Source organism: Zavarzinella formosa DSM 19928, assembly GCF_000255705.1.
Lineage (GTDB): Bacteria > Planctomycetota > Planctomycetia > Gemmatales > Gemmataceae > Zavarzinella > Zavarzinella formosa.
In genome coordinates this window covers 838,231-856,323 of record NZ_JH636442.1, presented here as the reverse complement: position 1 = coordinate 856,323, position 18,093 = coordinate 838,231, and the positions used below count along the sequence as shown (strand labels likewise).

The following is an 18,093-nucleotide window of genomic DNA, read 5'->3' as shown; positions in this document are numbered from 1 at the left end:
CTGGCCAGTGACACGGACACTTCGCTGACGGCCAACAGCGACTTGCGAGTGGCCACGCAAAAAGCCGTCAAGGCCTACGTTGACCAGATCATTGCCGCCCAAGACGCAATGGTTTTCAAGGGGGTCATTGATTGCAGCGCCAACCCCAACTATCCGGCGGCCAATTGCGGCTGGACTTACAGGGCATCGGTCGCGGGGAAAATCGGCGGCGCGTCGGGTGTTGTCACACAGGCCGGCGACATTATCTTGTGCATGGTTGACGGCACGGCATCCGGAAATCAAGCGACGGTCGGGACAAGCTGGACGGTCATTCAGGCCAACATCGACGGAGCATTGACAACGCTTGACATCGGCGTGACGGTGCAGGCTTACGCGGCCAATCTGGCGGCGTTGGCCGGCCTGACGTCGGCGGCCGACCAGATGCCGTATTTTACCGGGTCAGGGGCGGCCGCCCTCACAACACTCACGTCGCTGGCGCGGTCGATTCTGGGAGACTCAACCCAAATCGCGGCGTGCAATCATCTCGGTGTCAAGCCAAAGGCCGTTGTCGGGTTGGGCGGTGACGTTAGCAACGCGACGACAACGTTGGCAACCACGGGCATGACGTTCACCGTCGAGGATGGCACGACGTACCTGGTGACCGCCCACCTGACGATCCAGTCGAGTTCGGTGGCGTGCGGCATTGTTTTCGATGTCTCAGCCTCGGGCTGCGCTTCTGACACGAACTTCAACCACGCTCAAAGCGCGGGTGTCCAGACTGGCGGCGCTTCGGCTTCCGGCTCGATCATCTCCCGTTCGGCGGGCGTTCCGACCATCAACACAGACTTGCCATGCTCCCTGACCGCCTACGTCAAAAACGCCACCGGATCAAGCCAGACAGCCGTACTGCAATTCGCAGCCGAAACGTCGGGTACCGTGAAGGTGATTGGCGGGAAGTCATTCATTGTCGCCGAACGAATCGCCGGGTGATCTTCGGACGCCAACGCATCAACGAATCTTGATTCAACGCATCGCACACAAGGGGAATCGCAATGAGTTTCACGGGCACTTTTCAATCGAACGCAAACGTCGAAGGCCGAACCTACAACGCCTCGACGACGATCCTTTCCGACAACATGGCCGTGTCGGAAAAGTCTGTCGCGGGGGCGAAGACCGGCACGCTCACGACCCGCACGGACGCGAACACGGGCACGCTGACAATGGACGCCGGGCATGGCATCACGACCGGGGCAAGGCTGGATTTGTATTGGGCGACGGGCTCGCGTCTGGGCATGACGGTCGGCACCGTATCCGTGAATAGCGTGCCGATTGACCTTGGCTCCGGGGATGATCTTCCGGTTGCTTCGCCTCCGACGGCGATCACGGCCAAGGTTCCCGAGGTTGAGGAGCTGCTCGTCACCGGCGACAACGTGCAATCGATCTCGGTCTATTCGGCCGTGCGAGGCAAGATCGTGATCGCTGAATCAGGGGCAGACGCTTTGGCGAAAGAGCTTCCCGGTACCGGCGGCTGGAACTGGTTCACGGGCAACGGGCAGTCAAATCCTCTGGCCGGGAAGGCTGTGGCGAAAGTGCTGTTTAGTCACGGAGAAACCACGCCAAAAACCATGCGAATCGCCATTCAGCACTGATGGCAAAGTCACGCTTGAGTTGCCCAAACAACAGGAGCGTGATCGTGAAAAAGACCCTGATTCTGTCCGTGCTGATGTTCGCCGGTTGCCAGTCACCGGCCCCGCGTTGTGCGTACCATGCCGAGCCGAAACCGTTCCATCGTGAACGGCAGGTGACCACGACGGAGACCGAGACGCTGACGCCGGTTGATGTGCGACGAGAGCCGTTGCCCCGCGTGGAAAACATCACCGTGAGGCCGACGAGCGAGCCGCCCAAGGCCGTTGAGGCCCTGACCATTCCCCCGGCCAACATCGGGGGACGATAGACCAACAAGAACGGAGTGAATATGCCGCCCGGAATGCCTTCGCCCGACTGGTCACAGTGGGGCATCGCCGGAGCCCTGATCGGCTGCATCGTGTTTCTTTTCGCGTGGACGCTAATCAAGTCTTCGCCCGCCACGACGGCTCAATTCCGCGAGGACATGCGGGCGGCGAGAGCTGACTTCACCAAGGCCCTCGCCGATCAACAGTCTGGGTTGCTGGCCACTTTGCGTGAGCAGCGGGCCGACTTCACTGCCGTGCTGAAAGAGCAACGCGCCGAGTTCACGGCGGCCATCAAAGATATCACCCGCGAGTCTGAGGATGCCATCACGCGGGCCGTCGAAAAGGCTCTCGGCAAGCGGCCGTGAGCGAGTTGTGAAAACCATTACGGAGAGTGAAACCATGAATTTTCTGAGCGGATACAAGACATATATTGCGGCCGGTGGACTGGCTTTGATGGGGGTCGTCGATCTGATTAATGGCGACCTTGTCGGGGCGGGGGCGAAGTTCGCCCAAGCTCTTGGGCTCGCCGGGATTCGCGGAGCCATCGCAGCGCCCGATGTCCCGGTCGCGACTCCTGCCCCGCCTTTGTCCTGACGCCGAAACAGGGCTGCATCGTCCGATACGGGCGACGACTCAAAACACCAGATTCGCCGGTGTTTGTTGAGGCGGTTCGGGAGACTTGAGGCGAAACGGGATTTTGGCATTTCCCGTGTTTTACAGGCATTTTGTGCATTTTGCCCCCTTATCCCGCTCGCTTGGGGTGCAGGAGGTCGTGGGTTCAAATCCCGCCAGCCCGATTCCATAACCCCCGGTAATACCGGGGGTTATGTCATTTCTAGGGTGTGTTTTCAAAACATCCAAATGGCGTACTGTACGCCATGTCGCGGGTCGGGGCCGCCTCTTTCCACCGTCAGAACCGGCGACTACACCTTCGGATGGAATCCCTCAAATTCCCCCGGAGTCTCAAAATGCCCGCTCCCGACAACAAACCCGAACTCATCACGGTCGGCGACCTCTCGCTCACAATCGAGCAATGGGCCGCGAAGAACAAATTGAAACCGGCGACGATCCGTAGCCGGATCAGTCTCGGATGGGAGCCGGCCGTCGCCGTGAGCAAGCCGCCGGACAGGCGGTTTTCCGGCGGCGGCCGCCATCCGGTCGCCGCACCGAAGCCCTGCCCGAAGTTCAAACGCCATCCCGGAGGGCAGGGATATGCCCGCTGGAAGGCGGGAGGGAAAAGAAGGTTTCGATATTTTGGAATCCACGGAAGCGATGAGGCCGATCAAGCCTACGCCCGGTTCGCCCGTGAGTGGGCGGCCGGCCAGATCCGGTCCCAGCCCCCGCCGGCGGGGAAGGCGACATTGAAGGATCTCGCGGCGGGTTACCTCGCCCACGCCAAATTGTTCTACCGCAAGAACGGGAAGGTCACCGGCGAGTACGGCGCCATCAAGACGGCAATGGACGCGATGTTGCGTGCCGGCAACCCGAAGATGCTCGTCCCCGCCTACGAGCCGGCCGACCTGGAGGGGTGCATGTCATGGATGCTGGAGGCGGGATGGATGAGGGAAACCATCAACGGCAATGCCGGCCGGATCGTTCGGGCGTTCAAATGGGCGGTCACGAGGAAGATGTGTTCGGCCGAGGTTCCGGCCACGCTGGCGCTGGTTCCCCGGTACAAGCGAGGCCAGACGTCCGCCCCGGAGCGGGCCAAGACGAAACCGATCCCGTGGCCCGACGTCGAAAAAACATTCCCGCATCTCTACCCCGGCGATGAGGCGAGGCGGTCGCTCTTGGAGGACATGCTCCGGGTTCACTGGCTGACCGGAATGCGGCCGCAAACCATTTGTGGAATGCGGCCCTGCGATCTCGACCGGAGCGGCCCCGAATGGAAGTACGAAGTTTCGGACATCGCCAACAAGACGGCCCACCGGGATCAGGATCTCGTCGTCTGGATCGGCCCGCAGGCGCAGGCGATCATGTCCAAATACCTCGCCGGCTGCCCCGAGGACCGGCCGGTGTTCGCCCTTCCCCCCAGCCCAAAGCGGCCGCATCCGTGGGGGCTGAGCCGGAACCGCTATTGCCGGATCATCGTCGAGGCGTGCCGGCGGGCCGGGGTCGAGCCGTGGACACCCAGACGAATGAGGCACACCCACGCGCGTCACGTCAGGCAATCCTACGAGAGCCTTGAGGCCGCCCGGCTGGCGATCGGAGACACGCCCGAGGTGACCGCCGCCGTGTACACCGACCCGACCGAGCTGCCAAAACGCCGCATCGCCCGCGAGTTGGGATGAACGGTCTGATAGGGATGTTCGGGAGAAATCGCTTGACGGATCAAGTCTTCTGCTTTACTGTACTTATGTACACAAAGCTCTTTTCTTCCAAGGCCCACTCATGGACATCGACCCCATCCTCAAAGCGGCCGCCGCCAAGGCGGGCGGCCAACTCTTCCACATTCTCGCCGTTCCCGCCACGGATCGCACTCCCTCGGGCGGCGCGTCTTCCGAAGACCGCAAGCCGCCGGATCCGCGAGATGCTTTTCACGGCCGGGATTTTGCCTGTGTGTCATGGTTCGGCAGACAGTACACGTTCAACGCCACCCAGCGGGCCGTGATCGCCGTCCTTTGGGGATCATGGAAGGACGGGACTCCGTGGATGTCGCAGGACGGGATCGTTGACGCGGCCGACCTTCCGCCCGGAACCCGGCTCAAGGACGTCTTCGCCAATCACGTCGCATGGAAAAGCATGATCGGCCGGGGGGCCGAACACGGCGAGGCGGTGGGGACCTACGGGTTGGTCACGCCTTCAAAGGCGTGACCGCCAACGCAAAAGGGCCAGCCGATCGGCTGGCCCTTTTGCGTTGAAAGGCGACTATTTCATTTCTCCCACGCTTCTCCCATCCACCCGCCACTTATCTCCCACCCGTCGCGGTATCGTTTAGGGAAGAGTTACCCGAAAGCCTCGGTGATGCCGGGCAAGACAGGGCGAGGAAGACCTACCCGTTTTGCTTTTGCTTTGGTGGCCAACGACCTTCGGCGACGAGCATTCTCCGAACAGCGTTCACGAGCTCGTTGCTTCGCGATGTGCCTTGGTCGGCCACATATTCGTCCAAGACGTCAAGCATCAATTGCATCATTCGGAAGTTGACCGGCACACGCTTGTCTTCTTCCTCTTCGATTGCAGGTCTGCCTTTGGGTCGCTTTGCCATAGCTGACATTGTCTTGTTCAAGGTTTGAACCCTCAAGATTTTTTGAGACACAAAGCCAATTAGTTGAATGCGTTACGCTTCAAATGAAGTTTTTTGAACTGATTTGTATTGCAACAAATACTTTTCGAGCATACCATTCACCCCAGATAGTCCCATCGGGAGTAGTTCGGCCCGAGTGTCCCGAGCTTGGAGGAAGCGATGAAAAAAACAGAAGACCGGCCCGCCCCGCCGCCGGCCAACTCGGCGGCCAAAAAAGAAGAGCGGTTGTCCCGCGCCCAAGTGGCGACGCAATGCGGCGTTTCCGAGAAGACCGTCGATCACTGGATCCGCGACGGGATCAGGACGCCGGGCGGCCGCGTGAGACTGGCCTCCCGGCGAGTCGGCGGCCGGCGATTCACCACCCCGGAAGCTCTGGCGGCCTTCGACAAGGCCCTCAACCCGGTCGAAGAGGCCGCCGGCGAACACATCGAAACCGCCGCCGAGAGCCGGCGGCGTGAGCAGGAGGTTGATGACGAATTGAAGTCCTTCGGCATCAACCTCAACGAGCCTCCAAAGCGACGCAAAACCAGCAAGGCGAAAGCCTGAGAACCAAGCCGGTCCCGGCCGGCGCCGCATGGCCAGTGGGCAGACCATGCGGGCCGGGCGACTCGTTGTCGCTTCCGGGAGAGAGACGGGGCCGGCTTTAGATCAACCGCGTGGGGCGACGCGGTGAACGGCGACACCTGCCGTGGGTATGCGAGTCCCCGAAGTGGTGCGGCGGCCGGGAGAGTCCGGCATTTGAAACTCAACCATCATCGGAGTCGGAATCATGGTGCGCGAACAAGACGTCAGGCCGGGTCTGAACCTCTGGCACTTCGACAGCAACGACGCTCCGCCGCCGGAGGACGTCCAGTTGATCACCGTCGAGGCGACCTATCGGGACGAACTCGGCAGGCAGGTCGTCGTGGCCGGTGGTCGGCGGGTGTTTTGGCTGAGCCTATTCGCAACGGAGGCCGAGGCCGTCACGGCGGCGAACGCCGCTCACCGCCGACAGCTCCGGGAACTTGGTGAAGAGACCCGCAGACTGGATCGCCTGCGGGCCAACCTTGACCGCCGCGAAGCCGAGATCCCGTTCGGGAACGAGAGGCCGCAGGTCGCGGCCACATGAAACAGACCGGCCCCGGCCGTCACCGCATGGTTGTTTGGGCAGGCCATGCGGGCGGGCGACTCGTTGTCGCCTCCGGGCTGGGAGACGGGGCCGGTCGTTGTTGTATCGGAGCGTGGCGAAACGGCATCGCACCGGCAAGAGCCGGGGAAGTGGGTTCGACTCCCACCGTATCCAATGGGCCGGGGACTTCCTCCGGCCGTTTCACCCCGCGAGGTCAGAGACATGCAGACAAAACAGATCACGGATTACACGATCGCCACCGACGACAACGAAACGGTTTTGGCCGCCGCCGTCCGGGAGAAGATCAAAGAGGGCTGGCAGCCGCTCGGGCCTTGCCAGTACGCCCAGTCGGAATCAGAGGGCGAGAAGAATTGGGAGTACGTGCAGACCCTTGTGAAGTACGAGGACGCCGCTCCCGCTCCCGAGTCGGTTCCGGCCGCCGCCTGATGCGTCCACACCCGCCGGGCGAGTTGACGCGATAGCCATCGGGGAGTGTTTCCCCGGTCGGGCCGCCGGAAGCTAACACGGCGGCCGGGCGGGTTTGATTTTAACCTCAAGGATTCACAATGTTCGAGCCGCGTTTTTCCTTGGCAGAAGTCGTGATCGGGGGCCTGATCGCGGAGATCGTTGTGTCGGTTTTCAAGTGGGCTTGGAAGAGGCAATTTCAACGGGACGCGGAGTGTCGCGGCTAACCACCATGTGCCGCGAGGCTTGGAACACGGAACACTCCCCGTGGCCCGGTTCGACTCCGGGGCGTCTCTGATCTTAACAACCTGGGAGGATTTTTGACATGGACCAACACGAACGGGAAGAGGCAGCGGGCAAACTGGCGAGGATCAGAGTCGCCTACGACGTTCTCAGTTATGTCTGGAACGGCAGCTACAGTCGACCAGTCCGGGAAGCGATCAGGCAGGATGACCTGATCAAGATCATGAAGCCGCTCCACGAGCACATCAAGCGATCGCACGAAGCGTTGTATGGCAAGCCCGAAGACGACCACGGGGAAATGACGTGAAGCAATCACACCGCGACGAGGTCCTCAAGGCCCTCACAAAGCTTCGTGTCGCCAAAGAGCTTTTGGCCGAGGTCTACAACGAGACCTACCCGATGGACGTTCGCGAGGCCATCGGCCACGGCCAGATCATCGGGTTGCTTCGTCCGATGCACGAGCATGTCAAGAAAGTTAACGAGGCGTTGCACGCCAAACCCGAAGTCACCCCCGAGTGACCCAAAGCATTCGACAGGGCTCGTTCGGGCAACCGGGCGGGTAACATCCGGTTTGCCACTGGCCCGGATCCGGGTTCGACTCCCGGCGAGCGTGATGCCTTTTACCCAGACCGACACCATCACTGCCTTGGCCCGTCTCCGCACGGGTCCACGCAAAAGGTACGCACCCATGACAACCAGGCAGCTCGCCGCCGTCCTCGAACGAATGCCCAACCGGCCGGTGAAGATCCGCGTGGAGAACGCGGTGTTTGAAATCGACTACGTGCAGGAGCAAGCCGTCCCGCCCAAGGGACCGCCGATCGACGAGGCCGAGATCACGGCCGACACCTTTGGTCTGATCCTGCCCCCGAAGATTGCCGGGGCAAAACTCATCACCGTCGAGGCCTGATCCGAATGGAAGTCACCCAAGAAATCGTCGACCCGCTCGCCATCCCTCCGCTGGCCTCCATCGGCTTCGCCGGGCTGCCGGCACGCGGGGAGAACTTTTCGACCATCATCCTTCATTTGCAGACGGAGGCCGGCGAGGCGATTCGGTATCGCTTCCCCGCCGAGCGAATGCCCGGCGTGCTGCGGGCTCTCATGCTGGCTGCGATTGAATCCCACCCAAGCTATCAACCCTCTGGAGACTCACACCAATGACCAACGCCGTCGTCGAAAACAGAAACAACGCCGTCGCCAGTTATGGCGCCCGCCCGCTGATCATTGAAGCCGTGCTGGACGAGGAGTCGGATCAACGCCGGCTGCTCGGCCAATACATCTCCCGCCATATGGTCGAGGGAACCGACTATGGGGTGATTCCCGGAACCGAGCGAAAGAACGCCGATGGCAGTCTGGCCGAGACTCCCAAGACGCTCTTCAAACCCGGCGCCGAGAAGCTCACAACGCTCTATCGGTGCATCCCCCGGTTCGTGGTCGAGGACAAGATCGAAGACTGGAAGACGGGCCTGTTTTATTACCGGCTTTCCTGTCAGATCATCACGCAGGCCGACGGCGTCGTCGTCGCCGAGGGCGTTGGATCCTGTTCGACCTACGAGAGCCGCTACCGATGGCGAAAGGCCGACCGCAAATGCCCTCAGTGCGGTGTTCCGGCAATCAAGAAATCAAAGTTTCCGCCGAGGAACAAACCGAACGAGGCACCCGGCTGGTATTGCTTCGACAAGGCCGGCGGGTGTGGCGAGAACTTTGCGGCCAATGATTCGTCGATCGTCAACCAGCCGATCGGACGGAGCGAGAATCCCGACATTCTCGACTGCGTGAACACGGTCCTCAAGATGGCCAAGAAGCGTTCGCACGTCGACGCCACAATCACGCTTGCGCGATGCAGTGACATCTTCACGCAAGACGTGGAAGACTTCCTTGACCCCGAGGCGGCTCCCCACAAGGGCAAGTCCGCTCCTGCTCCCTACCCCGTCATGGCCTCGGCCGAACAGGTGGCGACGATCAACTCACACTCGAAGGAGCTGGGGCTTGATTGGGCAAAGCGGGGAGTGCGTCAGCAGGCCGGCGAGATGATTGGTCGGCCGCTGGGAGAGAGCGACCGGCCGGAAAGTCTCACATCCGCCGAAGCGGACATTGTGATCACCGAGCTGCTTATCACCATCGAAAAGAACAAGCCGGCCCCATCCGGTCCTCCCGCGCACGGCCAGACTGGTGACGATGTCGAAGAAGGCGAGATCACCGCCGGCTCGGCCGAGCCAACCTCGGCGGCCTGCGAGCCGCCGGCTGCGACGACGGGCAACCTCCCCTCTGTCACCCAGAAGGCATTGCTTGATGCCTTTCACGATCTTGACCTCTCATGGCACGATGCCAAGGCGAAGGCCGCTGCCTCGGTTCACATCGGCCGCAAGATCGGGGCGGCCGACCACATCAACTCGCTGACCGTCGAGGAGGCGAACAAGCTCATCAATGCCCTCAAGGTCAAGATCACGGAGAAGAAGGCCAAGGCGGCCGCCAAGAAAGAGAAAGCGGGTGCCGCGTGAGTGACATCGACTCTTGGATTCGTGACAAGGAAGACGCCAGCCATCTCCGTTGTCTTCGCGTGGTCGGTCATTGGATCAAGCGAATCCATTCGGCCTTTGGGGCGCCCGGAGACTTTGGGTATGGAACCAAGGAAGGCAAGGCGCTCCAAGGTTTGTATGCCGTTTGCACGACGGTATACGACACGATCGAGGCGAGGGAGCGACCGAAGGTCGTTTGCCTCTGCGGATCGACCCGTTTCACGGATGCCTTTCGTGAGGCGAATTTGCGTGAGACGCTGGAAGGAAAAATCGTCCTCACTGTTGGATGCGACACCAAGACGGACGACGATCTGATCGGCCTCGGCAGGCTGACCGGGGAAACCAAAGCAAGTCTTGATTCGCTTCATATGCGCAAGATCGACTTGGCCGACGAGATCTTGGTGCTCAACGTCGGTCAATACATCGGCGAATCGACCGGCCGCGAAATCGCCTACGCCTACGAGCACGGCAAATCGATCCGGTTCCTTGAGCCGGCCATGCTGTCTTCTCTCTTGCCCATGCTCGACGCCAACGACAATCCCAAGCCGACTCGGGAGGTTCCGTGAACACCCTCAACCAATGTCGTCGGGTCATGCGTCCGCATCCCTCTTTGGATGACATGCCCCCGGCCTGCGCATGGTGCGGAAACCCCGTTGGCCGAGGCGTCGTTTGCACTCGCGGCAAAAACCTCGGGAAAGACGCCGTCGTCTGCGGCGAATGCCTGACTCCCCCACCGCTCGGCCGGGTCGTTTCGGAGATGACCGACGAGCGGCGTGATGCCGGGGTCGACAAGCCAAAGCGAGCAGCTCGGACCCGCAAGGAGGCAGCCTGATGACCCGTCAGCAAGAGGCCGAGCTGGCCGACGTCCTCCGGGACAACCCACAGCTCGCGGTCAATTTGGTCAAAGCTGTCCATCGCTTTGATTGCCAGTTTGATTTCGCCGAGCCGATCGAGCGATCCAACGAAGTGACGTTCCTGAACCTCAAGGAAGCCAACGCCGGCCGTGAGCAAGTCAGCCGGGCGATGGCAGCGATCATGGAGGAGATCTCGTGAAAGCCTTCTTCGATACCAGTTGCCCCAAATGCCGTCACTCCATCGGCTGGTTTGGTTGCCCTCTCGACAGGCCGCCTTGTCCGCGATGCGGGGCCGAGCCCGATCGTGAAGCACTGCAAAAAGACAACGACCAGATCGAGGAGTTTCACCGGCTCTTGAGCCTCCGGGCCTTCGACTCGACTGGTCGCGAGCTTCGGCTAAAGCGCAAGCATTCCGGCCTCGATCTCGTCCATGTGTCCAATCTACTCGGCATCTCCATCAGCGAGGTTTCGGCCTTTGAGCAAGGGCTGACAAAGCCGACCGCCGAGCAATCGACTTTGCTTGATCGGATCTACTCCGGGGAGGCCCGCTGATGCGCGTCGTCCACCTCCAACAGGGCACACTCGAATGGAAGTCGTGGCGATACGACGGGATCGGGGGGAGTGACGTCGCCTCCATCCTCGGTCTATCGCCTTTTGAGGATGCCACGCCGGAGCGGTTGTTCGTCGAGAAACTAGATCGCCTCGAACGCCCGACGAACTTCTCCATGCGACGTGGCCAGTTTCTTGAGCCGAAAGCGCGGGCTATGTTCGAGGTCCGCGAGCGATGCGCGTATGTGCCGCTAATCTGCGAACACGACGACATGCCTTGGATGCGCGTCAGCCTTGACGGCTTCAACGCGATGCGGAACGACCTGATCGAAGTGAAGGCGCCGAACTACAAGGTCCACGACTATGCCCTCAATGGGTTCGTCCCGGACTATTACCTCTGCCAAGTCCAGTGGCAGTTGCTCGTCACCGGCTGCCCGGTCGGGTGGTTCGTGAGCTACAACGACGCGGCCCAATTCAAAGGCGGCAACGAACTGGCCATCGTCAAGGTGGTCGAAGACCCCGAGAAGCAAGCCGAAATCCACACGGCAGCCAAGAAGTTTTGGAACCGTCTTGTCGAGGCGCGGAAGGCCAAGGCAAAACTCTCCGATCGCTTCACTCAGGAGGTCGTCTGATGTCTTTGAAGACTCCCGGCGAAGGCCGTTACTTCGTCGCGTATTGCGATGCCGACGGCCGGAACAAGTCTGTATGCCGCTATCGCGATCCGCTGGAAGCCAGAGCCGAGGCGAGCCGTCTGAACCTCTCCCTGTGGGAGAGGCGGCCGGTTCTGCCGCAAGGCCAGCCGTTTGATTATTACTTCGTCCTCACCAAAGCGGCCGGCCTGCCGTGGATTGAAGAGCCGGGCTCGGCCGACTGCGACCGTGAGCCGACCGAACGATATACGGCCGCCACGGCCGCCAAGAAACTGCGACGCCAGCGGGTGTTGATCCAAAGAAGGCGGCAAAAGGTCCGATGAGTGACACCCGACAACCCGAGCCGACACCCTACCAAGTCGCCCAGGCATTGGTCGCCGCCGGCATTTCGGTGATCCCGATCATGCCCGACGGCAGCAAGGCCCCGGCCGTGAGGACGTGGGTGCAACAGCAGACCCGCCTGCCATCGGCCGACGAACTGCGGAGCCACTTCGCCTCCCGAGTGCGGGGAGTCGCCGTCATCTGTGGGGCGATCTCCGGAGGGCTGGAGTGTCTCGACTTCGACCAGCCCGGCGTGTTCGAGCGTTGGGCCGACGACCTTGACCAGCTCGCCCCGGATCTGCTCCGCCGACTAGTGATCGTGCGGACGCCATCCGGCGGCGCCCATGCGTGGTATCGTTGCGATGTCATCCAAGGCAACCAGCCGACGATCGCCCGCCGGCCGGCCACGGAGGCCGAGCTGGCCCGTGACCCCAGAGCCAAATCAAAGGTAGTCATTGAGACTCGCGGCGAAGGCGGGTACGCGCTCGTACCCGGTTCGCCGCCGCCATGCCACGAACTGCACAAGCCCTACGAATACTCCGCCCTTGGCGTGGGTGACCTGACCGCCGTTCGTCGCATCACGCCGGAGGAGCGGGCGACGATGCTCGACCTGGCCCGGTCGTTTTGCACCTATGTGGATCTCCGGTCAATTCAGCCGGCGAAACGCCGGGAGGGCGACGGCCTGACTCCGGGCGACGACTACGACGAGCGTGGGCCGGATTGGGAGACCACGTTAACGGAGCAGGGCTGGAAACTGTTTCGCGGGAGCTGGGAGCAAGGCGTCCTCACCCGGCCGGGCAAGTCGTTTGGAGTGTCAGCGACGATCGGGAACGTGAGGGACGGCCAAGGCCGGCCATTGCTGCGGATCTTCAGCAGCTCAGTGGGGACAGAGCCCGGCGCCTACGGCAAGTTTCGATTCTACGCCGACCTTTGCCACGGAGGCAACCAAAGCGAGGCCGCCAAGGCTCTCGTCAAACTTGGCTACGGGACGCCATCGAACGACCGCCGACACACCAACAATCCTGCCTCTCCATATGCGGGCCAATCCTCGGCCGACTCGGCCGAGCTGGTGACACGCTCGCTCAAGGGACGGAAGGCCAAGCCCGTCCGCTGGCTCGTTGATCGGAAGATTCCATCGGGCAAACTGACGCTCATCGCCGGCGTTGGCGGGATGGGGAAGTCCACCCTTGTCCGCCATCTGATTGCCTGTCTGACCACCGGCCGCCCGGCCTTCGGCCTGCGCTACGAGGTCCCGCCGCCTTGCAAAGTGCTGTTCGCCTCGGTCGAAGATTCACCCGAGGACACCATCGTTCCCCACCTGATCGCCGAGGGGGCCGATCTCGGCCTGGTCGAGACAATCGAGGGCACGAAACTCGCCGACGGCACGACGCGGCCCTTCGACCTGCGGGACATCGACTTGATGATCCGCAGGGTTGAGACCGATCCATCCATTCGGCTGCTCGTCATCGACCCGATCATGAGCTTCGTGGGCAGGGCCGGACTGAATGAGAATTCATCGGCCGAAGTTCGGACCATGCTCGATCCGCTCATCGGACTGGCCGAGAGAACGGGCGTGGCCATCTTGTTGATCGCCCACCTGAACAAGCAAACGGCGGCCGCCGCCGTGAACCGGATCGTCGGCTCGACCGCTTTCCGGGACGCCACCCGCCTGGCCTACGTGGTGGGCGTTCACCCGACCAACGCCGATCAGCGAGTCATGGCCAAAACCAAGTCCAACCTCATGGGGCTAGACTGCCGGTCGATCGGCTTCTCGCTCCGGCCGCTCGGCCGCGACGAGGCCGACGCGGTGCTTTCCTGCGAGGAGTTTTCCGAACTGACCGCCGACGAATTGGTCCGCATGGCCGAGCAACTCGCCGTCGTCGAACCGTCCGGCGTGGTCGACGCAGACGCCGACGCGGTTCTCGGCGGTTCATCCAAGGGTGAGCTTTCGCCCAAGGGCAATGACTGCATGGCTTGGATCCGCGACCGGCTTGGATCCACATACGCATGGCCGGATGACGAGATCGAGGCCGAGGCCGCCAAGGCCGGTTACACGAAGTGGCAATTCGTGAAGGCCAAAGGACGGCTCAAAGAGGAGGGACTCAACTCCAAACCGCCGTCCTTCGGCCTGCCTTGGCTCGTTGCATTTGGAAACCCCAAACTCATGCCACTCAGACCGAAAGCCGAGACGGGTGAGACGGGTGAGACGGGTGAGACGGGTGAGACTGGAGCCAACGACGGCAGTTTTTCATCTGACGCATCAAAAACTGGTTCGTCGTCTCACCCGTCTCACCCGTCTCACCCGTCTGAGACGGACGACTCAGACGGCGACATGCCATCCGACTGGAAGCGTTTCAAATGAAAGGCGCCATGAACACCCTGATTGCCTGCCAACCCGCGAGGGCCTGATGCCAACGACTTACTACAAGCCCGACGCCTTCCATCCGGTAACCGAGCTGCTCGCCGGGATCATGGGCAAATACCATCGGCCTCTCAAGGATGCCGAGGTCCGTGTCGGCGTGTTGCTGGCCTCGAATCCGGACGGCCCGGCCCTCAAACACGGCGGCTATCCCGCCCTTGCGAAGATCTCCGTCTGCCCGCTCAAGGACAGGGTGAAGTGGGAGCATGACGCCGAGCTGCTGATCGACGAGGCTGAATGGGATTCGCTTGACTCGCTGGCCCGGGCCGCGCTCATCGACCACGAACTCACTCACTTGGATCTCGTCATCAAAGAGGAAAAGCTCTCCGGGAACCGGATTCTCCAGCGTGATGACATTGGCCGGCCCAAGCTCAAACTCAGAAAGGGCGACTGGAACGGTGGCGACGGCTTCCGCGAGGTCGTGATGCGGCACGGCGAGGCCGCCATCGAATACGCCAATGCCGTCGCCGTGGCCACATATGCCGACCGATCACTTCCAGCGGAGACCGACCATGCCCAATGAACTGGTGAAACTGCCGATCGAAGTCGAACGGCTGATCCTCTGTCCGGTCTGCGGTGGCCGCCGTCTGCGCATCGCAGACGGCGGCTGGATCTGTCCGAAGCCCGGCCACACGGGTGTCTTCCATGATGCGCGTCTGGCGGTCCTCATCGACCAGGTGTTACCCCGTGAGCGGGACGAACTCGGTCGCGTGGGTGCGACCGAGCAAGAGCGTGCCAAGGCTGCGAAGAGGCGGGCGGTCCGGGTTCGCGGCGTGCTGGGCACGCTGAAGGATCTGGCCAAACGGGAGGCGCAGGGATGACCGACACCAAACCCAAGCGAGTCTTCCGGCATCTGATCCCGCTAACACCGGAGCAAGCCGAGCTGGTCGCCGGCGTCTGGAAATTGCTCTGGAAGCTTGCCCGGCGATACACGCCCGGCGATCTGCGCCATCACCAGTGGGCCGTCGAACTCACCCACGACCAGTTGTTGCAAAGAGCAATGGCCGCCGCCCGGACGTTCGACCCTGAAAACGGAGCAAAGTTCACGACCTACTTTGGCAAATTCGCCCTGCCGATCGCCAATCGGTTTTGGATCGACCGCCTCCGCAATAATGTGCCAGCCGAGTCGTTCGACTCAACAAAAGCCGAGGAAGACATCCCGTTCCGCGACACAATCGCCGCTCCTGCGGAGCCGGAGTCGCCCATGCTGGCCGACCACCTCGCAGTGCGGGCGGTTCGTTCGCTGCCATTCAGACAACGCCAAGCCATTACGCTGACCCTTGGTCTGTTCGGTGTCCAGCCTCGCACCAGTGCGGAGGCCGGCGAGATCATGGGTTGCACCGACAACAGCGTTCGCGGGTCCGTCAGCCTCGGCCTCGCAAATCTACGCACTTGGGCCGAGAACACGGGGGTGACCGAATGAGCGACCTTGAAGCCCAAATGATCGCGGCCGGTGCCACTGTGCGAGGCGTGAATCTGGCTGCACTTGGGTTGTGTGTCGAGGCGGTGACGGTGGCCGCCGCCCCCATCATCCCGAAACTCGCGGAGATCGGCAAGCTCGCCAAAGAGCGGTCCGGCCCGGAGGTGAGGCACTTCCTCACGGTGTGGATCGAGGGCATGCCGCTGAAATCGGAAAGCAATGCCGGCGGCCAGCTCGGCGCCAAGATCTGCCGCAAGACGGCCGTGAAGGGAACCATTGAACTCGCTTTGGCTGATGCCAAGCCTCTGCCTCTTCCGGTGATCGTCACGCTGACTCGCCTCGGTCGAAACCCGCAAGATGATGATAACATCCGGGGGACGCTCAAGGCAGTGCGGGACGTGGTGGCCAAGTGGCAGGGCGTTGACGATGGAGACAGGCAGTTGATCCGCTTCCGGTACCGCCAGAGGGCGGCGTTCCGGCCGGGATGTGTGATCCAGGTGAGGACACGATCATGAGCCTTGACGCCAAGACCACCAAGCGGATCGTGGAGTTGACCAATGTCGAAGCACCGGCCGAGGCGTTGGGCCGCCAGATGGCGGCCCTGACCACCGACCCCGCCATCGGCTCGATCCATATCACCATCGTTCACGATGATGACGGCCCGCCCCATGTGTCGGTGACTGTCCTCGCCGATGGCCACCGGCGAGTTGCCTCGGGCGCCACCATCGGGCAGGCCGTCGCCAAACTGACCGATGGCGAGGCGAAAAAACGATGCCCGAAATGCGGGCAAACAAAACCGCTCTTGTCATTCGGAACGCGGGGGAAACCAAAAAAGCCGAGCTGCTACTGCAAGAGGTGCGAGGCCGCCCGGATCAGCGAATACTGCAGAAGGAAGCGGGTCGCCAACAATGAGCTCAAAGAGCGAATCGCCGCCATCGGCTCCGATGACTCATTGGTTCGCGTGGGGGAACAACCCGCTGAGGTCGGCGATGAAGGGCCGAGCGTGCCAAGATCCGGCACGCGGAACCATGAACTCTGTCCTGATCGAGTTTGAGTGCGGCCTTAAAGTGGTAACCAGTGGCAATGCGATTAGGAGGCTCAAGGAATGACCCAGGACACCAAAGACACACTCTGGCGGTTCTTCTGGCTCGGTGTCGTGGTGACCCTGCTCGTTGCCCTCGGTGTGTGGGACAACGGCCGCCAACGACGGGCGGCCTATGAAGACGGCCTGAACATCGGGCGTCTGGGTCATTCGGATGGCGTGATTCCGGAGTGTTCGAGCGTGGCCAGGCCGTGCTGGCTCGCGGGTTGGCGTCAGGGACACGAAGAGTATCTGCAATCAACAAAGCCGGTCAAACCAACAGCCATTGAGAAGGGAATCGCCCGGTGAACGACCAGATCATTTATCTTTATCGAGAATGGCGCCGTTGCCTGAAGACGGCCTCGGAGGCAATTCGATTGGCCAAGGAAGGCCAATCGCCAACGTGGCATGACTACTTTGAGCCGCTGGTTGAATGGGACTACGTCGAGCGAGTTCTGGCCAGCATGAGGAACCGCGAGCGATGGCTTTTGGCCAATGGCGGCGATAATGATCTTGTCGCCACCGGCCCGCCGGGTTAATCCCTGATATCCACTTCGCCGCCGGGCAGCGGCTTTATCCTCGTCTCACCCGTCTCACCCGTCTCAGCAATGCAACTCTGGCGGCTGAGACGGACACCTTTCTTCCGCTTCACGCACACTACCCAACCACAACCCGCAGTCTGAGCGGCCGTTCCACGCTTGCTGAGACTGCTGAGACTGCTCAGACTGGCGCGGCAAACCTCCAGTCTGAGCAGTCTCAGCAGTCTCAGCAGTCTGAGCAAGTCCGTGTCAGGGCCTGGCGTTGCCTCTGTTGTTGTCTTCGCTCGCGAAGCGGAGCGACGGCGGCCGGCGCGGGTGGGGGTGTGTCACGAGAGAGAGTAGTTATTAAGTAAGTAATTAATTAAGGCTCATCCGAGAAGTTCGTACTTGGCTCGATGGATTGAGTAAATGCGAAGGTGGAAGAATTCTTGGTCACGGTAGCCATAGGCCTGTCGTTGCAGGGTCTTGATTTTGTTGTTCACCCCTTCGAGGGGGCCGGTCGAAATCGGACAGCGATGGTAGTTCAGCAGGCCGGTCCGGTGCATCTGGAAAGAACTCGCCATCTTCTGCAACACCGACAGCTTGGACGCCTCGGCCCGCCGACACCAGTCGTCCAGAAACCGGGCGGCGTCTTTCGGGCTCCCCTGCTCCCAGAAGTGGCGAAACTCTTCTTTCATGTAATACGCCGTCGCCAGCGGTTGGTTGATCCGCAGGGCTTCTTCCAGCCGGGCGCGTTCCCCTTTGGTCTCGTCC

The 18,093-nt window shown here is 61.7% G+C and carries 29 protein-coding genes, 1 tRNA gene and 1 pseudogene; 30 read left to right on the top strand and 1 reads right to left on the bottom strand.

Features of this window, described 5'->3' with window-relative positions; translation table 11 throughout:
- From BGIM_RS52295 to BGIM_RS0125005, 30 genes and pseudogenes are all read left to right on the top strand, one after another.
- Positions 1-969, top strand: a pseudogene (locus BGIM_RS52295) (hypothetical protein); the annotation flags it as partial.
- A 62-nt stretch (positions 970-1,031) separates the two neighbouring features.
- Positions 1,032-1,628 carry a hypothetical protein gene (locus BGIM_RS0125155; RefSeq protein WP_020472480.1) on the top strand — a complete coding sequence of 199 codons (597 nt, stop codon included), beginning with the start codon at positions 1,032-1,034 and terminating at the stop codon, positions 1,626-1,628.
- A gap of 44 nt (positions 1,629-1,672) precedes the next feature.
- The gene (locus BGIM_RS0125150; RefSeq protein ID WP_157369395.1) at positions 1,673-1,933 is read left to right on the top strand and encodes a hypothetical protein; all 261 of its coding nucleotides are present in this window, start codon (positions 1,673-1,675) and stop codon (positions 1,931-1,933) included.
- A 15-nt stretch (positions 1,934-1,948) separates the two neighbouring features.
- The gene (locus tag BGIM_RS0125145; protein ID WP_157369394.1) at positions 1,949-2,296 is read left to right on the top strand and encodes a hypothetical protein; all 348 of its coding nucleotides are present in this window, start codon (positions 1,949-1,951) and stop codon (positions 2,294-2,296) included.
- A 34-nt stretch (positions 2,297-2,330) separates the two neighbouring features.
- Positions 2,331-2,525 carry a hypothetical protein gene (locus tag BGIM_RS0125140; RefSeq protein WP_020472477.1) on the top strand — a complete coding sequence of 65 codons (195 nt, stop codon included), beginning with the start codon at positions 2,331-2,333 and terminating at the stop codon, positions 2,523-2,525.
- Between the two features lie 374 nt (positions 2,526-2,899).
- Positions 2,900-4,222: a tyrosine-type recombinase/integrase gene (locus BGIM_RS0125135; protein WP_157369393.1), complete on the top strand. Its 1,323-nt coding sequence runs from the start codon at positions 2,900-2,902 to the stop codon at positions 4,220-4,222.
- Positions 4,223-4,322: 100 nt separating this feature from the next.
- The gene (locus tag BGIM_RS0125130; protein WP_020472475.1) at positions 4,323-4,745 is read left to right on the top strand and encodes a hypothetical protein; all 423 of its coding nucleotides are present in this window, start codon (positions 4,323-4,325) and stop codon (positions 4,743-4,745) included.
- A gap of 589 nt (positions 4,746-5,334) precedes the next feature.
- The gene (locus BGIM_RS0125120; RefSeq protein ID WP_020472473.1) at positions 5,335-5,721 is read left to right on the top strand and encodes a hypothetical protein; all 387 of its coding nucleotides are present in this window, start codon (positions 5,335-5,337) and stop codon (positions 5,719-5,721) included.
- Positions 5,722-5,944: 223 nt separating this feature from the next.
- A complete protein-coding gene (locus BGIM_RS0125115) occupies positions 5,945-6,283 on the top strand; it encodes a hypothetical protein (protein ID WP_020472472.1) in 339 nt (112 codons plus the stop codon).
- Between the two features lie 107 nt (positions 6,284-6,390).
- Positions 6,391-6,457, top strand: a tRNA-OTHER gene (locus BGIM_RS0125110).
- Between the two features lie 48 nt (positions 6,458-6,505).
- On the top strand, positions 6,506-6,730 hold the full coding sequence (locus BGIM_RS0125105; protein WP_020472471.1) for a DUF1737 domain-containing protein: 225 nt from the start codon (positions 6,506-6,508) through the stop codon (positions 6,728-6,730).
- A 343-nt stretch (positions 6,731-7,073) separates the two neighbouring features.
- Positions 7,074-7,298, top strand: coding sequence for a hypothetical protein (locus tag BGIM_RS0125095; RefSeq protein ID WP_020472469.1), 225 nt, complete (start codon positions 7,074-7,076; stop codon positions 7,296-7,298).
- Positions 7,295-7,510 carry a hypothetical protein gene (locus BGIM_RS0125090; RefSeq protein WP_020472468.1) on the top strand — a complete coding sequence of 72 codons (216 nt, stop codon included), beginning with the start codon at positions 7,295-7,297 and terminating at the stop codon, positions 7,508-7,510. Before BGIM_RS0125095 ends, BGIM_RS0125090 begins: the two co-directional genes overlap by 4 nt.
- A gap of 169 nt (positions 7,511-7,679) precedes the next feature.
- On the top strand, positions 7,680-7,898 hold the full coding sequence (locus tag BGIM_RS0125085) for a hypothetical protein (protein WP_020472467.1): 219 nt from the start codon (positions 7,680-7,682) through the stop codon (positions 7,896-7,898).
- A gap of 5 nt (positions 7,899-7,903) precedes the next feature.
- Complete coding sequence (locus tag BGIM_RS0125080) at positions 7,904-8,149, top strand: hypothetical protein (protein ID WP_020472466.1); 246 nt, start codon at positions 7,904-7,906, stop codon at positions 8,147-8,149.
- The gene (locus tag BGIM_RS0125075) at positions 8,146-9,489 is read left to right on the top strand and encodes a hypothetical protein (protein ID WP_020472465.1); all 1,344 of its coding nucleotides are present in this window, start codon (positions 8,146-8,148) and stop codon (positions 9,487-9,489) included. The genes BGIM_RS0125080 and BGIM_RS0125075 overlap by 4 nt, the downstream gene beginning before the upstream one ends.
- On the top strand, positions 9,486-10,073 hold the full coding sequence (locus tag BGIM_RS61535) for a hypothetical protein (protein WP_020472464.1): 588 nt from the start codon (positions 9,486-9,488) through the stop codon (positions 10,071-10,073). Before BGIM_RS0125075 ends, BGIM_RS61535 begins: the two co-directional genes overlap by 4 nt.
- A complete protein-coding gene (locus tag BGIM_RS0125065; protein WP_020472463.1) occupies positions 10,070-10,339 on the top strand; it encodes a hypothetical protein in 270 nt (89 codons plus the stop codon). Before BGIM_RS61535 ends, BGIM_RS0125065 begins: the two co-directional genes overlap by 4 nt.
- Positions 10,339-10,560, top strand: a complete 222-nt coding sequence (locus BGIM_RS0125060) for a hypothetical protein (protein WP_020472462.1) — start codon at positions 10,339-10,341, stop codon at positions 10,558-10,560. Before BGIM_RS0125065 ends, BGIM_RS0125060 begins: the two co-directional genes overlap by 1 nt.
- Positions 10,557-10,913: a helix-turn-helix domain-containing protein gene (locus tag BGIM_RS0125055; protein ID WP_020472461.1), complete on the top strand. Its 357-nt coding sequence runs from the start codon at positions 10,557-10,559 to the stop codon at positions 10,911-10,913. The genes BGIM_RS0125060 and BGIM_RS0125055 overlap by 4 nt, the downstream gene beginning before the upstream one ends.
- Positions 10,913-11,542 carry a lambda-exonuclease family protein gene (locus BGIM_RS0125050; RefSeq protein ID WP_020472460.1) on the top strand — a complete coding sequence of 210 codons (630 nt, stop codon included), beginning with the start codon at positions 10,913-10,915 and terminating at the stop codon, positions 11,540-11,542. The genes BGIM_RS0125055 and BGIM_RS0125050 overlap by 1 nt, the downstream gene beginning before the upstream one ends.
- Positions 11,542-11,883: a hypothetical protein gene (locus BGIM_RS0125045; protein ID WP_020472459.1), complete on the top strand. Its 342-nt coding sequence runs from the start codon at positions 11,542-11,544 to the stop codon at positions 11,881-11,883. Before BGIM_RS0125050 ends, BGIM_RS0125045 begins: the two co-directional genes overlap by 1 nt.
- The gene (locus BGIM_RS0125040) at positions 11,880-14,243 is read left to right on the top strand and encodes an AAA family ATPase (RefSeq protein WP_020472458.1); all 2,364 of its coding nucleotides are present in this window, start codon (positions 11,880-11,882) and stop codon (positions 14,241-14,243) included. Before BGIM_RS0125045 ends, BGIM_RS0125040 begins: the two co-directional genes overlap by 4 nt.
- A gap of 46 nt (positions 14,244-14,289) precedes the next feature.
- Positions 14,290-14,823: a putative metallopeptidase gene (locus tag BGIM_RS0125035; protein WP_020472457.1), complete on the top strand. Its 534-nt coding sequence runs from the start codon at positions 14,290-14,292 to the stop codon at positions 14,821-14,823.
- A complete protein-coding gene (locus tag BGIM_RS0125030; RefSeq protein ID WP_020472456.1) occupies positions 14,813-15,121 on the top strand; it encodes a hypothetical protein in 309 nt (102 codons plus the stop codon). Before BGIM_RS0125035 ends, BGIM_RS0125030 begins: the two co-directional genes overlap by 11 nt.
- Positions 15,118-15,723, top strand: a complete 606-nt coding sequence (locus BGIM_RS0125025) for a sigma-70 family RNA polymerase sigma factor (protein WP_020472455.1) — start codon at positions 15,118-15,120, stop codon at positions 15,721-15,723. The genes BGIM_RS0125030 and BGIM_RS0125025 overlap by 4 nt, the downstream gene beginning before the upstream one ends.
- Positions 15,720-16,235 (top strand): hypothetical protein, encoded by a 516-nt coding sequence (locus tag BGIM_RS0125020; protein WP_020472454.1) that lies wholly within the window; start codon positions 15,720-15,722, stop codon positions 16,233-16,235. Before BGIM_RS0125025 ends, BGIM_RS0125020 begins: the two co-directional genes overlap by 4 nt.
- Positions 16,232-16,774, top strand: coding sequence for a hypothetical protein (locus tag BGIM_RS0125015; protein ID WP_020472453.1), 543 nt, complete (start codon positions 16,232-16,234; stop codon positions 16,772-16,774). Before BGIM_RS0125020 ends, BGIM_RS0125015 begins: the two co-directional genes overlap by 4 nt.
- Positions 16,775-16,825: 51 nt before the next feature.
- The gene (locus BGIM_RS0125010) at positions 16,826-17,110 is read left to right on the top strand and encodes a hypothetical protein (RefSeq protein ID WP_020472452.1); all 285 of its coding nucleotides are present in this window, start codon (positions 16,826-16,828) and stop codon (positions 17,108-17,110) included.
- Complete coding sequence (locus BGIM_RS0125005; protein WP_020472451.1) at positions 17,107-17,340, top strand: hypothetical protein; 234 nt, start codon at positions 17,107-17,109, stop codon at positions 17,338-17,340. Before BGIM_RS0125010 ends, BGIM_RS0125005 begins: the two co-directional genes overlap by 4 nt.
- A 368-nt stretch (positions 17,341-17,708) precedes the next feature.
- On the opposite strand, the gene BGIM_RS0125000 is transcribed toward BGIM_RS0125005, so the two are convergent.
- Positions 17,709-18,093, bottom strand: a 385-nt coding sequence (locus BGIM_RS0125000) for a transposase (RefSeq protein WP_020472450.1), incomplete at its 5' end; no start/stop codon positions are given.

Bases quoted from the DNA above. Each gene is read 5' to 3' on its own strand.
- BGIM_RS0125025 (WP_020472455.1), top strand. From the start codon at position 15,118: ATGACCGACACCAAACCCAAGCGAGTCTTCCGGCATCTGATCCCGCTA.
- BGIM_RS0125120 (WP_020472473.1), top strand. From the start codon at position 5,335: ATGAAAAAAACAGAAGACCGGCCCGCCCCGCCGCCGGCCAACTCGGCG.
- BGIM_RS0125080 (WP_020472466.1), top strand. From the start codon at position 7,904: ATGGAAGTCACCCAAGAAATCGTCGACCCGCTCGCCATCCCTCCGCTG.
- BGIM_RS0125085 (WP_020472467.1), top strand. From the start codon at position 7,680: ATGACAACCAGGCAGCTCGCCGCCGTCCTCGAACGAATGCCCAACCGG.
- BGIM_RS0125140 (WP_020472477.1), top strand. From the start codon at position 2,331: ATGAATTTTCTGAGCGGATACAAGACATATATTGCGGCCGGTGGACTG.
- BGIM_RS0125060 (WP_020472462.1), top strand. From the start codon at position 10,339: ATGACCCGTCAGCAAGAGGCCGAGCTGGCCGACGTCCTCCGGGACAAC.
- BGIM_RS0125155 (WP_020472480.1), top strand. From the start codon at position 1,032: ATGAGTTTCACGGGCACTTTTCAATCGAACGCAAACGTCGAAGGCCGA.
- BGIM_RS0125105 (WP_020472471.1), top strand. From the start codon at position 6,506: ATGCAGACAAAACAGATCACGGATTACACGATCGCCACCGACGACAAC.
- BGIM_RS0125135 (WP_157369393.1), top strand. From the start codon at position 2,900: ATGCCCGCTCCCGACAACAAACCCGAACTCATCACGGTCGGCGACCTC.
- BGIM_RS0125035 (WP_020472457.1), top strand. From the start codon at position 14,290: ATGCCAACGACTTACTACAAGCCCGACGCCTTCCATCCGGTAACCGAG.
- BGIM_RS0125095 (WP_020472469.1), top strand. From the start codon at position 7,074: ATGGACCAACACGAACGGGAAGAGGCAGCGGGCAAACTGGCGAGGATC.
- BGIM_RS0125040 (WP_020472458.1), top strand. From the start codon at position 11,880: ATGAGTGACACCCGACAACCCGAGCCGACACCCTACCAAGTCGCCCAG.
- BGIM_RS0125115 (WP_020472472.1), top strand. From the start codon at position 5,945: ATGGTGCGCGAACAAGACGTCAGGCCGGGTCTGAACCTCTGGCACTTC.
- BGIM_RS0125050 (WP_020472460.1), top strand. From the start codon at position 10,913: ATGCGCGTCGTCCACCTCCAACAGGGCACACTCGAATGGAAGTCGTGG.
- BGIM_RS0125045 (WP_020472459.1), top strand. From the start codon at position 11,542: ATGTCTTTGAAGACTCCCGGCGAAGGCCGTTACTTCGTCGCGTATTGC.
- BGIM_RS0125130 (WP_020472475.1), top strand. From the start codon at position 4,323: ATGGACATCGACCCCATCCTCAAAGCGGCCGCCGCCAAGGCGGGCGGC.
- BGIM_RS0125030 (WP_020472456.1), top strand. From the start codon at position 14,813: ATGCCCAATGAACTGGTGAAACTGCCGATCGAAGTCGAACGGCTGATC.
- BGIM_RS0125020 (WP_020472454.1), top strand. From the start codon at position 15,720: ATGAGCGACCTTGAAGCCCAAATGATCGCGGCCGGTGCCACTGTGCGA.
- BGIM_RS0125010 (WP_020472452.1), top strand. From the start codon at position 16,826: ATGACCCAGGACACCAAAGACACACTCTGGCGGTTCTTCTGGCTCGGT.
- BGIM_RS0125075 (WP_020472465.1), top strand. From the start codon at position 8,146: ATGACCAACGCCGTCGTCGAAAACAGAAACAACGCCGTCGCCAGTTAT.
- BGIM_RS0125015 (WP_020472453.1), top strand. From the start codon at position 16,232: ATGAGCCTTGACGCCAAGACCACCAAGCGGATCGTGGAGTTGACCAAT.